This window comes from Streptomyces sp. TE5632, assembly GCF_054061295.1.
In genome coordinates, this window is record NZ_JBSSEA010000003.1 from 843,613 (window position 1) to 857,861 (window position 14,249).

Consider the following 14,249-nt stretch of genomic DNA (forward strand, 5'->3'; position numbering starts at 1 on the left):
CTCTGCCTATTACCTGGCTCTTTACTTATTGCCGGTCATAAAAACCTTGACCTGTCTCTTCGTTTGCTCGACGGTGAAGTCCAATTCCACGGATCGACAGGAGTTTCCAGTCGTGACCGACAAAAGAGTGATCCTCGCCGAGCCACGCGGATTCTGTGCGGGGGTACGCCGGGCGATAGAAATCGTCGAGAAGGCATTGGAGGTCCACGGAGCTCCCGTCTACGTGCGAAAAGAAATCGTGCACAACCACTACGTGGTGGGGGTGCTGAAGCGGCGCGGCGCGGTCTTCGTCGACTCCGAGGCGGACGTACCGCCCGGCGCGGTGTGTGTGTTCTCCGCACACGGAGTGGCCCCACAGGTCCGCGAGAACGCGAAGGCCCTCCGGCTCGACACCATCGACGCGACCTGCCCGCTGGTGGCGAAGGTGCATCAGGAGGCACGGCGCTACGCCCGCGACGGCCGCACCCTGCTGCTGGTGGGCCACGCGGACCACGAGGAGGTCGAGGGCACGTACGGCGAGGCCCCCGACCGCACGGTGATCGTGGAGAGCGTGGAGAGCGCGCGACGGCTCGACCTGCCCCGCGACACCCCGGTGGCGGTGCTCACGCAGACCACGCTCTCGACGGACGAGACCGCCGGCATCGTCTCCGTGCTCAGGGAGCGCTTCGACGACCTGCGCAGCCCCGCCGACGGCGACATCTGCTACGCGAGCACCAACCGGCAGGTCGCGGTGAGGCAGATCGCCGCACGCAGCGATCTCGTCCTGGTCGTCGGGTCGCGCAACTCGAGCAACTCGGTACGCATGGTGGAGGTGGCCCTCCGCGAAGGAACCGCCGCCCATCTGGTGCCGGACGTCTCGGAGCTCGACACGAGCTGGCTGGACGGGGTGCGGACGATCGGACTGAGCGCGGGCGCCAGCGCGCCGGAACTACTGGTCGACCAACTGCTCGAAAAATTGCACCAGTTGGGCTACCAGGAGGTGGAGCTGTCCGTCACCGCCAAGGAAGACGTCGTCTTCCAGCTGCCGCCGGGCCTCGCCCAGGCGCGTCCGTCCGCCTGACGGGAGCCGCACCGCCGGCCCCGTACGCCCGAGTCGTGCCGCCGGCCCCGACCCGGAGTCCGAGCCGCGGCCGCAGCGGCCGCAGGGACCAGACAGCCGACACGACAGGAGAACACTCATGACCGTCTCACCGCCCGCACCGGCCGTCGAGCACGTCGGGGTCGCCGCCCGGTCCCGCGCGGCCGTCCTGGACCGCACCGAGAAGCGGCTCGACGACCTCCTCACCGCGGAGCGCTCCCGCTGGGCTGCGGTCGACGCGCGCGCCGCGGTCCCCGTCGACGCCGTGGGCGAACTGATCCGCGCGGGCGGCAAACGGCTGCGACCCGCCTTCTGCGCGGCCGGATTCCTCGCGGTGGGCGGGGACAGCGCCGACTCCCGAGTGGTGGACGCCGCTGCGGCCATCGAGATGCTGCACGCCTTCGCACTGATCCACGACGACGTCATCGACGACTCCGCCCTGCGCCGCGGCGAGCCCACGGTCCACGTCCGGCACATCGAGCAGCACCGGGCGCACGGCTGGCAGGGCGAGGCCCGTCGCTACGGCGAGGGCATCGCCGTCCTGGCGGGCGACCTGGCCTTCTCGTACGCCGGACAGCTCATCCAGGAGCTGCCCGCCGAGGCCCGGCGGGTCTGGGGCCGGCTGGTGAGCGAGATGATCATCGGTCAGCACCTGGACGTCACGGTCGCCGCGGCATCCCTCCCGGACCCGAAGCTGGCCCGCTACATCGCCAACGCCAAGTCCGGCCGCTACAGCATCCAGCGCCCGCTGGAACTCGGCGCGGCCATCGCCGGCGACTCCACCTCGGCCGCCGCCTTCGAGGCGTACGGCACCGCGCTGGGCGAGGCGTTCCAGCTGCGCGACGATCTCATCGACGCGTACGGCGACGCCGACGCGGTCGGCAAGCCGGTGGGTGCCGACATCGCGCAGCACAAGATGACACTCCTGGTGAGCCTCGCCGCGCTGCGCGACGCCCAGGTCGGCGAGCTGGTCCAAGCCGCCGACTGGGACGGCGCGGCCCTGGCCGAGGCGCTGGCCGACAGCGGTGTACGCGCTGAAGTGGAGCACCGGATCGACGAGTTGGTGCGTCAGGCACACGAGGCGCTGTCGGCCGCCCCCATCAGCGAGGAGTGGAAGCGTGAACTCGCCGACATGGCATCGGCCGTGGCCTACCGCGACCGCTGATCCGACGGCCCGTCCCCTCTCGAAGTCGTCAGGTCTCCTCACGAGCGAAGGTTGGTCATGCTGAACACGTTCATCGTCGGCGGTGGGCGAGCCGGCCTCGGGCTGCACTGGCCGGTGCTGCGCAAGCTGCGCGCCCGGCCCGACGAATCCGGCCTGTGGTCACCGGACCCGCCCGTCATCTGGGACCTCCAGGACATCCGTGAACAGGCCCTGTCCGAGGGCCTGGTGGTGGCGAACTCGCCGGCCCACGCGGCCGAGCTCGCGGACCCCGCCACCACGGTCGTCCATGTGTGCACCCCGCCGGTGGACCGGTTCGCCACGCTCCAGGAACTCGCCGACCTCGGCTACACGCGCATCGTGGTCGAGAAGCCGATGGCCGTCGGTGTCGCCGAGCTGGAGGCCATCGACATGCTGGCGCGTGAGCGCGGTCTGCGGCTGCGGATCGTCTCGCCCTGGCTGGCCAGTTCGCTCACCCACGAGCTGGCGGAGCTGGTGCGGCACGGCGCGTCGGGCGGGCTGCGTTCGCTGTCCTTCACCCAGTTCAAGCCCCGGTGGACACGCACGCTGCGTTCCGACAACCACACCACCGCCTTCGACGTGGAGCTGCCGCACTCGCTCGGGGTCGCCCTGAGGCTCGCCGGGGACGCCCGGATCACCCACGCCGCGCTGACGGACATGCGGATCGGCGACACCGTGATCCCCCGGATGGGCGGCGCCCGGCTGACGCTCGAGCACCACGACGGCGTCACCACGGAGATCGTCTCCGACCTCACCTCGCCGATCCGCGAGCGCCGGATCGGGCTGCGGTTCGACACCGGTCATGCCGTCGGCCACTACCCGATCAGCGACGTCGACCACCACGCCAGCCTGACCGTCCACGACGGCGGAGGCACGGCGGCCCCCCGGCTCCTCTTCGACGACGCGCTGACCAGCTACATCGAGGACACCTACCGCAACTACCGGGCGGGCACGGACCGGCCGGACGGCCCGGACGGCCCGGACGTCTCGGACGGCCCGGACGTCTCGGACGGCCCGGACGTCTCGGACGACTACGCGATCGCCCGGCGCGTGGTCCAACTCCTGGACGAGGCACACCTGATGGCCACCGCACAAGAGGCCCGCGAGGTCCGGGAGATCCCCACGCGCGGACCCCGCGAGAGCTCGACGGAGGTCCGGCCGCCCCTGACGGGCGCCTCCACCGCGCTTTTGGGCGGGGGCGGGGCATGAGGGCCGACATCCGTTTCAGCGGCATCGGCGACGAGGCCGCCCCGGGGCTGGACCGCCAGATCGAGGCGGTACGAAGGCTCGGGTGGGACAGCCTGGAACTGCGCTCGGTCGACGGCGTCCCGCTCGCCGATCTCGAAGACCCGGCGTTCGACCGTGTGGCGGGCCGGATCGCCGACGCCGGGCTCGGCGTCTCCTGCGTCGACTCCAGGATCGGCAACTGGGCCCGTACGGTCGTCACCCCGTTCTCCGAGGACCTCGCCGAACTGGAACGGCTCGCCGACCGGTGCGCCACCCTCCGCACCCGCTGTGTGCGCATCATGTCGTACCCCAACGCCGGTCTCCCGGAAGACGACTGGGAACGCGAGGTGCTGCGTCGGGTGCGCCGGCTCACGGCCCGCGCCGAGTCCGCGGGCCTGGTGCTGGTGCACGAGAACTGCGCGGGCTGGGCCGCCACCGACCCCACGCGCATGCTCCGGCTGCTGGAGGCCGCCGACAGCCCGGCGCTGCGGCTGCTCTTCGACGTCGGCAACGGCATCGCGTACGGCTACGAGGCGTACGACCTGCTCGCGCACATCGCGCCGTACGTCGCCCATGTGCATGTGAAGGACGGTACGGGTGACGTCCACCGGCAGTTCTACACGCTGCCCGGCGACGGGGACTGCCGGGTCGCCGACTCGCTGCGGCTGCTGTTCGCCCAGGGCTACTCCGGTGTGGTGTCGATCGAGCCGCACATCAACATCCGGCCGCACGAGGGGTGGTCGGATCCGTCCGGGGACTACCTCGACGAGTTCGTGGCCTACGGGCACCGGCTCGAAGAGCTCGTACGGGCGCTGAGCCCGGCGCCCCCGACCGCGAACCGCGCGAACTGAAGGACGGAGATGAGAACCCGCATGACCTACGCCCAGCACCCCCGGCAGACCACCGCGTGCGCCGCCGCCGGGCTGACCGAGTCCGACCGGGAACTGCTCCTGAACCTGCTCGCCCTGCGCACCGCCGGACCGCTGGAGACCGGCGGCGGCGAGCCGGTGGAACTCTGGGAAGCACAGAACGCGTTCGCAAAGGCCGCCGCCGAACTCGGCTTCCGGGTCGTCCACCACGCCCCCGCCGGGCAGGACGCCCTCACCCGCTCCGACGTGCCCCGAGCGGTGAGCCAGGCGGCCGACGCCCTGCCCGGATTCCTCGACTGCCAGCCGAACATGGTGCTGCGGCTCGGCCCCCGGCTGCCGCGCGCGGCCACGGTGATGTTCAACGTGCACCTGGACACCGTCGCCGGCGGCGGCCCGGTCTCGTTCACCGGTTCGCGGTTCCACGGGCGCGGGTCCATCGACGCCAAGGGACCCGCCGTCGGACTGCTCGCCGGGCTGCGGGCCGCCCTCGGGGCCTGCCCCGCGCTCGGCACCGAGGTGGGGGTGCTGATCCAGCTCGTCTCGGGCGAAGAGGGCGGCGCCATGGGCGTGTTCGGGACCAGACCACTGGTGGAGCAGGGGTTCGTGGGACGGCTCAACGTGTTCTGCGAGCCGACCGGACTCCGCGTACTGAACAGGGCCACCGCCTCCATGACCGCGCGCCTGCGTGTCGACGGCCGCGACGGCATCGACGACGAGCCGGGCGCGGGCCACAACGCGACCGTGCTCCTGGGCTATCTCGCCCAGCACCTCGCATCGGAACTGCCGCCGTACGCGGTCGACGGGCAGGTCTGCGTGGCCGGGATGAACACCGGCACCATGCACAACAAGGTCTACGGCACCGGGCAGTTGCTGATCAATCTCTCGTACGGCTCCCAGGACACCGGGCGCAGGCTGGAAACCGCGCTCGACGACGTGGTGCGGACCGGGGTGGAGCGGTTCCGCGAGCTCTTCGCCGACAGCCCCACCTTCGCCACCACCGCCCGCGACGCCGCCGGGGTGACCCGGCTGGACTGGCTCAAGCGCGGCCTGCCCGCGCTGTACACCGACGACGCGTGGGTCGGCGAGCTGTTGCTCGACGGGGCGGGACTCGCCCCGTGGCCGGCCGGGCTGCCCGCCTTCACCTGTGACGCGATCTGGCTGGCCGGCGTACCGGACACCTCGACCGTGATCTTCGGCCCCGGTGATCTCGGCGCCAACCAGGCCCACGCCGAGGGCGAGTTCGCCGATCTGGCCGACCTCGACCGGTACGCACGGCACATCGAGCGCCTCCTCATCTCCTTCGTACGCAATCGGCTGGACCAGGGGAACTGACCCATGACGACGACCACGCCCGCCACCGACACGACCGACTCCCCGACGCCGCCCCCGACACGACGCGTCGACCGCACCGAGCTGGAGGAGTTCACCGCCGCCGTGTTCCGGCACCACGGCCTGCCCCCGGGGCGGGCCCTGACCGCCGCGCACGCCCTGGTCCACGGAGACCTGACCGGCATCACCTCGCACGGCCTGACCAACCTCACCCGTCTGTACCTGAAGCTGTTCGAGGACGGCCGCTGCGACCCGGCCGCCGAGCCCGAGGTGCTGGCCGACCGGGGCGCCGCCGTCCTCCTCGACGCCCGCCGGGCCCTCGGCCTGTGGTCGGCGAGTGAGGCCGTGGACCTGGCCGCCGAGCGGGCACTGCGGTACGGCGTGGGGCTCGTCTCCGTACGCGACGCCACGCACCTGGGCTGCGCGGGCGTGCACGCCAAGCGCGCGGCCGATCGCGGGATGATCTGCCTGCTCGTCTCCAACTGCGGTCAGCAGCGCATCATCCGGCCGCCCGGCGGCCGGGCGGCCCTGCTCGGCACCAACCCGCTCGCCTTCGCCGCGCCCGCCGGTCCGCGCCCCCCGTTCGTGCTCGACATGAGCACCACCGTCGTCCCGACCGGGCGGGTCCGGGGCGCGGCGCGGGCCGGACAGCCCATTCCGGAGGGCTGGCTGGAGGACGGGGACGGCCGTCCGGTGACCGATCCCCACGCGCTGGACCGGGGCGAGGGCTATCTGAAGTGGCTCGGCGGCGATCCGGCCACCGGGGAGTTCAAGGGGTACGGGCTCGGCCTGCTCGTCGAAGTCCTGGGCGCGCTCCTGCCGGGCGCCGGGCTCGGCCCCGCCCCGGAGGCATGGTCCGGCAGCGGCAGCCCGAGCGGCCAGGACGACGACATCGGCTTCACCGTGCTGGTCGTCGCCCCGGCGGAGCTGCGCCCGCGGGAGGACTTCGAGTCGGACGCGGCCGGGATGTTCGACGCGCTGGTCGGTTCCCCGGCGGTGCACGAGGACCGTCCCGTCCGCTACCCCGGCTGGTTCGAGGCCGAGCGCGCCACAGAGCACGAGAAGAGCGGAGTCCCGCTGTCCGCCGCTCTGTTCGACGAGCTCCACTCGGTCGCCGCCGAACGCGGCCTGACCGCCCCGGCCGCCCTCGCCGACTGACGTACGCCCCCAAGGAGGACACACGCGATGAAACCCCTGCGGACAGCCGTGGTGGGGCTCGGGGTCATCTCCCGGTTCTACCTCGACGCCTTCCCCGGCCTGCCCACGCTCGACCTGGTCGCGGTGTGCGACCTGCGCGAGGACGCGCTGGCCCCGCACCGCGCGGCGGGACTGCCCTGTTACCGGGACCACCGCCGGATGCTGGCCGAGGTCCCGCTCGACGCGATCGTGGTCAACGTCCCCAACGACGCGCACGCGGCGGTCTGCCGGGACGCGATCGACGCGGGCGTCGCGGTCTGCGTGGAGAAGCCGCTCGCGCTGGACCTGGCCGAGGGCCGCGCGCTGACCGAACTGGCCGTGCGCAGCGGCTCGGTGCTCTTCACGGCGTTCCACCGGCGCTACAACGACAACGTGCTCGCCCTGCTGCGTGCCGTGCCCGCCGGCCCGGACGGGGCGGCCGTCGAGTCGGTGACCGTGCGCTACCTGGAGAAGATCGAGGAGCACGTCGGCCAGGACCGCTGGTACCTCGATCCCGAGCGCTGCGGCGGCGGCTGCGTCGCCGACAACGGCCCGAACGCCTTCGACGTGGTACGCCTGTTCCTCGGCGAGCTGACGGTCGAGTCCGCCGAGGTCGTACGGGACGAGAAGGGCGTCGACCGGCAGGCGCGGGTGGAGCTGCGCTCCGCGGGCGGGGTGCCGGCCACCGTCGAACTCGACTGGTCGTACCCCGACGGCGAGGCCAAGGACGTCACCGTCCGCCTCAAGGACGGCACCGAGCACCACGCCGACATGCTCGCCGGACACCACGGGTTCAAGAGTTCGCTGCGACACGAATACGTCGGCGTGCTCCAGGAGTTCGAGCAGGCGGTACGCGCCGGTACGGACGCCTCCCGCGCCGGGCTCGCGATGCTGGAGCTGGTCGACGCGGCGTACCGGGCGCAGGCCGGGGAGCAGGAGCGGGCGGGGGCGTCGCCGTGCTGAACAGGACGGCATACGGGCCGTCGGTCCCTGCCCAGCCGACTCCCGCGCCGCTGGCGCCGAGCCCGGAGAACGGCGCCAAGCGCACGGTCAGGTCCGAGTTGGTCAAGGTACTGCGGCACCGCCGTACGGACCGCGGGATGCGCCTGGAGGAGTTCGCCTCCCGCTGTGTGCGCCGGGGCGAGCTGCACGAACTGGTCACCACCGACCACCTGGAGACCGCGGGGGGCTCCCGGATCGACCGGGTCGGCTTCCTCGGATTCGTGGAGATCTCCGTGGCCGGGGTGCTGGACCGGGGTGACATCGTCCTCGTGGACGGAGAGCCCATCGGCACCCTCCTGGGCTTCGACGCCTGCCACTTCCCCAACCACTACAACGTACTGATCCACACCGCCTGGACGCTCACCGGCCCCGAGGCCGGACTGCGGCCCGGCTCGCAGGTCAGCTTCCAGCCGCCGCCGTCCACGGACGGCGAGCCGGGCACCAGTCGGCCGTGACGGATCCGTACCACCGCCGCACGGACATGGAGGGTTCAGTCATGGCACTACTCGACAGGATCGCGGCCCCCCGCGATCTCCGCGGGCTGTCGCACGCACAGCTCGACCAACTGGCGTCGGAGATCCGTGAGGTGATGATCGACACGGTGTGCCGTTCCGGCGGCCACCTCGGCCCCAACCTGGGCGTGGTCGAGCTGACCATCTCGCTGCACCGGGTCTTCGACTCGCCCAAGGACACGCTGCTCTGGGACATCGGCCACCAGACGTACGTACAGAAACTGCTCACCGGCCGGCGCGCCGCGTTCGGCGGTCTCCGGACGCGCGACGGACTGTCCGGCTACGCCTCGCGCACCGAGTCCGAACACGACGTGATCGAGAACTCCCACGCGTCGACGGCGCTCAGCTACGCGGACGGGCTGGCGCGCGCCCGTGAACTGAGCGGCGACACGGACCGCGCGGTGGTCGCCGTCATCGGGGACGGGGCCCTGACCGGCGGCCTGGCCTGGGAGGCGCTGAACAACCTGGGCGGCGCGCCGCAGCGGCCGGTGGTCGTGGTCCTGAACGACAACGAGCGCTCGTACGCGCCGACCGTGGGCGGCCTGGCGGCGCACCTCGGACGGCTGCGGGCAGCGGCGGAGGAAGGCGGCGGCCCGGCGTCGGGGAACGTCTTCGAGGAGTTCGGGTTCGGCTATCTCGGTCCGGTCGACGGGCACGACATCGCCGCCGTCGAGGACGCCCTTCGCCGGGCCACGGCGCTGGGTGGCCCGGTGGTCGTCCATGTCGTGACGGAGAAGGGACGCGGCTGGGAACCGGCCGAGACCAACGAGCTGGACCGGTGCCATGTCGTACGGGCGACCCCGCCCGCCGCGCCGGCGCGTGCCACCACCGCCACCACCGCGCCGGCGAGCCCCTCGTGGACATCGGTGTTCTCCGACGAGATGGTACGGATCGGGGCGGCACGGCCCGATGTGGTCGCGATCACGGCGGCGATGCCGGAACCGGTGGGACTGCTGGAGTTCCAGCGGAAGTTCCCCGCCCGCACGATCGACGTGGGGATCGCCGAACAGCACGCGGCGGCATCCGCCGCCGGCCTGGCCCTCGGCGGTCTGCACCCGGTCCTGGCCCTCTACGCCACCTTCGGCAACCGCATGATCGACCAGATGGTCACCGACATCGCCCTGCACTCCGCCCCCGTCACACTGGTGATGGACCGCGCGGGCGTGACCGGCGACGACGGCGCCAGCCACAACGGCATGTGGGACCTGACGCTCTTCCAGGCCGTACCGGACATCCGCATCGCCGCGCCGCGCGACGGTGCCCGGCTGCGCGAACTGCTGCGCGAGGCGGTCGCCTGGGAGCAGGGGCCTACGGTGCTGCGCTTCCCCAAGGGCACCACCGGCGCGGACATCCCCGCCATCGACACGACCGACGGCTTCGACGTGCTCCACAACGCACCGGGGCGCGACGTGCTGATCGTCTCGGTGGGTCCGATGGCGCGGCTGGCGCTGGACGTCGCCGGGCAGCTCGCCGACGCGGGCATCGGGGCGACCGTGGTCGACCCCCGGTGGCTCGCGCCGGTCAACCCCACACTGGTCCAGGCCGCCGCGTACTTCCGGCATGTGATCACCGTCGAGGACGGCGGGCGCGTCGGCGGGGCCGGCGCCGCGTTCGCGCAGGCCCTGGGCGACGCCGGGATCGACACCCCGGTACGGAACTTCGGGCTGCCGCAGGAGTTCCTGCACCACGGGTCGCGGGCCCAGGTCCTCGCCCACTGCGGGCTGACCGCCGACGCCGTGGCCGGCGAGGTGATCGCCCGTACGGCCCGACAGACCGCCGCTCCGGCCCCGGCCTCCGCCGAATCCGGTACCTCGGGAAGGACACTCACCTCATGACCGCCGTCGCCCTGGGCATGCCGTCCGTTCCGATCACCCTGGCCCCGCGCCGCACGAGCCGGAAGATCCAGGTCGGATCGGTGGCGGTGGGCGGCAACGCGCCGGTGTCGGTGCAGTCGATGACCACCACCCGCACCGCGGACATCGGCGCGACGCTGCAGCAGATCGCCGAGCTGACCGCCTCGGGCTGCCAGATCGTGCGGGTGGCCTGCCCCACCCAGGACGACGCGGACGCGCTGGCCACCATCGCCCGCAAGTCGCAGATCCCGGTGATCGCCGACATCCACTTCCAGCCCAAGTACGTGTTCGCCGCGATCGAGGCCGGCTGCGCGGCGGTGCGGGTCAACCCGGGCAACATCAAGCAGTTCGACGACAAGGTCAAGGAGATCGCGCAGGCGGCGAACGAGCACCGCACGCCGATCCGGATCGGGGTCAACGCCGGGTCGCTGGACCGGCGGCTGCTGCAGAAGTACGGCAAGGCCACCCCGGAGGCGCTGGTGGAGTCCGCGCTGTGGGAGGCGTCGCTGTTCGAGGAGCACGGCTTCCGGGACATCAAGATCTCCGTCAAGCACAACGACCCGGTGGTGATGGTGGAGGCCTACCGGCAACTGGCGGCGCGGTGCGACTATCCGCTGCACCTGGGGGTGACCGAGGCGGGTCCGGCGTTCCAGGGCACCATCAAGTCGGCGGTGGCCTTCGGCGCGCTGCTCAGTGAGGGGATCGGCGACACCATCCGGGTGTCGCTGTCGGCGCCGCCGGCCGAGGAGGTCAAGGTGGGGCTGCAGATCCTGGAGTCGCTGAATCTGCGGCAGCGGGGTCTGGAGATCGTCTCGTGTCCGTCCTGCGGGCGGGCGCAGGTGGATGTGTACAAGCTGGCCGACGAGGTGACCGCCGGGCTGGAGGGGATGGAGGTGCCGCTGCGGGTGGCGGTGATGGGCTGTGTGGTCAACGGTCCGGGCGAGGCCCGCGAGGCCGACCTCGGGGTGGCCTCGGGCAACGGCAAGGGGCAGATCTTCGTGAAGGGCGAGGTGATCAAGACCGTCCCGGAGTCGAAGATCGTGGAGACCCTGATCGAGGAGGCCATGAAGATCGCCGAGCAGATGGAGGCCGAAGGCGTCGCCTCCGGCGAACCCTTGGTCGTCGCGGGAGCCTGAGCACCGCCGGGCGACGGGCGACGGGCGACGCCCGGTGAAAGGCCCTGTGAGCTGTCCCGCCGGGGACGGCGGGACAGCTCACAGGGCCTGTGCGGCGGATCATGCCGCAGACGCGGGGGCCGGCACGTCCTCCGCCGCCTTGCAGCCGCACGCTCCCCCGTCGCCCCCGCTCACCCGCGCCGATGAGGGCGCCGTCGTTTCCCTGCGACCTGACCCGTCGGACAGGCCCTAGCCCTGGGCGGCGCCTTGGGGTTCCAGTGGGCGGAGCATGCGGCCCGCCACCTGCACGCGGGACGTGCAGCCCAGCTTCTGCATCACCTTGCGCATGTGGTTCACCGCCGTCCACTCCGCGATGCCGAGCCTGCGGGCGACCTCCCGGTTGGTCAGGCCCTCCGTGACCAGCATCGCCACTTCGTGCTCCCGCCTGGTCAGCGAGCCGACGAGATCCGTCGGGTGCGGCTGGTGCTCGGCCGGTTCGACCAGGGCGAGGGCCAGCGCAACGGCCTCGTCCGGGGTGCACCGGCCGCCCTCCTGCCACGCCCTCTCGAAGGCGCTGCTCCCCATACGCTCGCTGACCTGGTCGAGCAGCGTGCCGCTGACAGCCCCCGGCTGGCCCGCCAGGGTGTCGCCGACCCTACGGCGAAGCGCGTCCGCCGCGCCGAGCAGCCGCGCGGCGCGCTCCCACACCGCCGCCGTGCGGCTGTACTTGTGGGTGAGCAGTTCGGCCAGGATCGCCAACCCGCGTGCTGTCTCCGGGAGATCACCCTGACCGTGCAGCACCAGCAATGCCTGAGCGGCGAGTTGCTCGGCTCGACCGTGGTTGCCCTGCGCGCCCGTCAGGCCCGCCAGGGTGAGCTTGGCACGGGCCGCGGACCGGGCGTCCTCCGACCGCTCGAAGAGCCGTACCGCTTCCCACGCGTGCCGCACGGCCGCCGCCGCATCGCCCCGGTCCCGGCGGACCTCCGCGAGCTGTGCCAGCACTGCCCCCCGGCACCACTGACCGCCCTGCGGGTCGAGGTCCGCCAGCACCAGCGTCAGCTGGTTCTCCGCGGCGGGCAGGTTCTGCTCGATCTGGGCGAGCCTGGCCAGGTGCCGGCGCACGGTCGCGGTCCCCGGTCCGTCCGCCGACTCGGTGTACGCGGCCAGCGCCTCGTCCAGGAGCTGCCGAGCCGCCGCGGGGTCGTCCGTCAGCAGCAGCGCCTCACCGAGTGCTCGCAGCACGGCGAGGTGCAACCGGTGCCGTCCGACGCCGAGCCGCAGGGCAGCGGAGAGCCAGTCCACCGCGCTCCCGGGCTCGCCGCGCAGCAGCCAGTACGGCGTCGCGGCGGTGGCCAGTGTCGCCACGGCCTCACCGTTGCCCTCCTCGACCAGGAACTCCAGCGCCGCGAGCACGTCCTGGTGCCAGTGGCCGAACTGTTCCAGCGCCACGGTCTGCCCGGGTCCCTCCAGCTGCCGCCGAATGCCGTGCAGTTGCCGGAGGAAGAAGGCGGCGTGACCGGCGCGGGCCGGAACCAGGGCGTCCTGCCGCCGCAGGTGTTCCAGGGCCTGCGCACGGAAGGTGCGCAGCATCCAGAACCGGATGCTGCCGTCCCGCTGCTCCTCGGTCAGCAGTGCGCTGTGGTCGACCATCTCCTCCAGCGCGTGCCGGGTGACGTCCAGCGGGAGTTCGAAGACCCCTGCGGCCTCGGCGACACCGAAGCTCTCGGTGAACACCCCGAGTCGTAGAAGGAGTTCGAAGGCCTGCGGTCCGAGGCCCAGCGCGTCCGCACCCGCCGCGGCGTCCGGGTCCCCTGCCGCGTCCCGGTCCCGGTCGGTCTCCGCCAGCGTCCCGGGCCGGCGACCGAGCTCGTCCAGCAGCGCACGCGGCGAACTCACCTTCAGCCGTGAGGCGGCCAGTTCGATGGAGAGCGGCAGTCCGTCGAGCATCCGGCAGAGCGCGGCGACGGTCTCGCGGTTCTCCTCGGTGAGCCGGAACCCGGGCCGTACCGCCTGGGTGCGGTCCACCAGCAGCCGTACGGAGTCCACCTGCCCGAGCCGGCCGAGGTCGGCCGTGTCGTGCGCCGTGGGCACCGCCAGCGGGAAGAGCGGGACGCGGTGCTCGCCGTACATCCCGAGCACCTGGGTACCGACGGTCACCAGGCACAGTCGGTGGGCGGCCGAGGCGACCGCCTCCCAGAGCTCGGCGATGCCGTCCGGGGAACGCCTTCCGCAGTCGAGCACGAGGAGGAAGTCCCGCCCGCCGAGGTGATCGCGCAGCAGGTCGAGCGGGGCGCCGGCGTCCGCGCCGGCGGCAGCCGGTGTCAGCTCCAGGGCCTCGGCGACGACGTGCGCGAGCCCTCGGCCGGGGGCGGCGGCCTCCAGCCGGGGCGTGTCCAGTTCCACGTAGCGCCCGCCGTCGGCGAAGTCGCCGCAGATCTGCTCGAAGAGCTCGGCGGCCAGCCGGCTCTTGCCCACCCCCACGGGGCCGGTGAGGGTGAGCACCTGCCCGTTCGGGGCGGCGGCGCGGGCCTTGAGTTCCACCAGTTCCGCGTTCCTGCCGACCCGCGAGGTGAGCGCGTAGCGCGCCCGCTGGTGGGTGAAGGGCTGCACGGCGGGCGGCGTGCAGAGTGCGGCGTGCCGGACGCCGCCCACCTGCGCCACCTTGACCGGCATCGACCTTGCTGTCACGCCATTGACCAGTTTGCGCATTTCGGCCCCCGTGGCTCATCTTGTTCGCACAACTGACTTGTTTTCTCTAGACGGGAACCTCACAGACCCCATCCAACGACCGGTCAAGGCTTGGTCAACGCGTTCCCGACGACGGGGGTGTCGACGAGAAGGCCCGCCCGCCGACGGATCGGCGGGCGGGCAAGGCGGTGACGCGGGTGACCTGCGGCGCGCACGG

At 72.3% G+C, this 14,249-nt stretch carries 11 protein-coding genes; 10 read left to right on the forward strand and 1 reads right to left on the reverse strand.

What is annotated here, in order from left to right:
- Positions 1-112: 112 nt before the first annotated feature.
- From ACVW19_RS08995 to ispG, 10 genes are all read left to right on the forward strand, one after another.
- Complete coding sequence (locus ACVW19_RS08995; RefSeq protein WP_457458193.1) at positions 113-1,060, forward strand: 4-hydroxy-3-methylbut-2-enyl diphosphate reductase; 948 nt, start codon at positions 113-115, stop codon at positions 1,058-1,060.
- Between the two features lie 118 nt (positions 1,061-1,178).
- Positions 1,179-2,243: a polyprenyl synthetase family protein gene (locus ACVW19_RS09000; RefSeq protein WP_457458195.1), complete on the forward strand. Its 1,065-nt coding sequence runs from the start codon at positions 1,179-1,181 to the stop codon at positions 2,241-2,243.
- 57 nt (positions 2,244-2,300) lie between these two features.
- Positions 2,301-3,470 carry a Gfo/Idh/MocA family oxidoreductase gene (locus tag ACVW19_RS09005; protein WP_457458197.1) on the forward strand — a complete coding sequence of 390 codons (1,170 nt, stop codon included), beginning with the start codon at positions 2,301-2,303 and terminating at the stop codon, positions 3,468-3,470.
- Positions 3,467-4,339: a sugar phosphate isomerase/epimerase family protein gene (locus ACVW19_RS09010; RefSeq protein ID WP_457458199.1), complete on the forward strand. Its 873-nt coding sequence runs from the start codon at positions 3,467-3,469 to the stop codon at positions 4,337-4,339. The genes ACVW19_RS09005 and ACVW19_RS09010 overlap by 4 nt, the downstream gene beginning before the upstream one ends.
- A 9-nt stretch (positions 4,340-4,348) precedes the next feature.
- Positions 4,349-5,689, forward strand: a complete 1,341-nt coding sequence (locus ACVW19_RS09015; protein ID WP_457458201.1) for a M20/M25/M40 family metallo-hydrolase — start codon at positions 4,349-4,351, stop codon at positions 5,687-5,689.
- Between the two features lie 3 nt (positions 5,690-5,692).
- A complete protein-coding gene (locus ACVW19_RS09020; RefSeq protein WP_457458203.1) occupies positions 5,693-6,844 on the forward strand; it encodes an Ldh family oxidoreductase in 1,152 nt (383 codons plus the stop codon).
- Between the two features lie 27 nt (positions 6,845-6,871).
- Entirely contained in the window at positions 6,872-7,825 is a 954-nt protein-coding gene (locus ACVW19_RS09025; RefSeq protein ID WP_457458205.1) for a Gfo/Idh/MocA family protein, read from the forward strand.
- On the forward strand, positions 7,819-8,319 hold the full coding sequence (locus ACVW19_RS09030; RefSeq protein WP_457458207.1) for a DUF6917 domain-containing protein: 501 nt from the start codon (positions 7,819-7,821) through the stop codon (positions 8,317-8,319). The genes ACVW19_RS09025 and ACVW19_RS09030 overlap by 7 nt, the downstream gene beginning before the upstream one ends.
- Positions 8,320-8,360: 41 nt before the next feature.
- Entirely contained in the window at positions 8,361-10,211 is a 1,851-nt protein-coding gene (locus tag ACVW19_RS09035; protein ID WP_457458209.1) for a 1-deoxy-D-xylulose-5-phosphate synthase, read from the forward strand.
- 17 nt (positions 10,212-10,228) lie between these two features.
- Entirely contained in the window at positions 10,229-11,365 is a 1,137-nt protein-coding gene (gene ispG, locus ACVW19_RS09040) for a flavodoxin-dependent (E)-4-hydroxy-3-methylbut-2-enyl-diphosphate synthase (RefSeq protein WP_457464501.1), read from the forward strand.
- A gap of 228 nt (positions 11,366-11,593) precedes the next feature.
- Here the strand turns inward: ispG and ACVW19_RS09045 are convergent, their stop codons facing one another.
- The gene (locus tag ACVW19_RS09045; protein WP_457458211.1) at positions 11,594-14,032 is read right to left on the reverse strand and encodes an ATP-binding protein; all 2,439 of its coding nucleotides are present in this window, start codon (positions 14,030-14,032) and stop codon (positions 11,594-11,596) included.
- Between the last annotated feature and the right edge of the window lie 217 nt (positions 14,033-14,249).

Excerpts from the sequence above, each read along its gene's own strand:
- ACVW19_RS09005 (WP_457458197.1), top strand. The coding sequence starts at position 2,301 with ATGCTGAACACGTTCATCGTCGGCGGTGGGCGAGCCGGCCTCGGGCTG.
- ACVW19_RS09020 (WP_457458203.1), top strand. The coding sequence starts at position 5,693 with ATGACGACGACCACGCCCGCCACCGACACGACCGACTCCCCGACGCCG.
- ACVW19_RS09035 (WP_457458209.1), top strand. The coding sequence starts at position 8,361 with ATGGCACTACTCGACAGGATCGCGGCCCCCCGCGATCTCCGCGGGCTG.
- ACVW19_RS09010 (WP_457458199.1), top strand. The coding sequence starts at position 3,467 with ATGAGGGCCGACATCCGTTTCAGCGGCATCGGCGACGAGGCCGCCCCG.
- ACVW19_RS09015 (WP_457458201.1), top strand. The coding sequence starts at position 4,349 with ATGAGAACCCGCATGACCTACGCCCAGCACCCCCGGCAGACCACCGCG.
- ispG (WP_457464501.1), top strand. The coding sequence starts at position 10,229 with ATGCCGTCCGTTCCGATCACCCTGGCCCCGCGCCGCACGAGCCGGAAG.
- ACVW19_RS09025 (WP_457458205.1), top strand. The coding sequence starts at position 6,872 with ATGAAACCCCTGCGGACAGCCGTGGTGGGGCTCGGGGTCATCTCCCGG.
- ACVW19_RS09000 (WP_457458195.1), top strand. The coding sequence starts at position 1,179 with ATGACCGTCTCACCGCCCGCACCGGCCGTCGAGCACGTCGGGGTCGCC.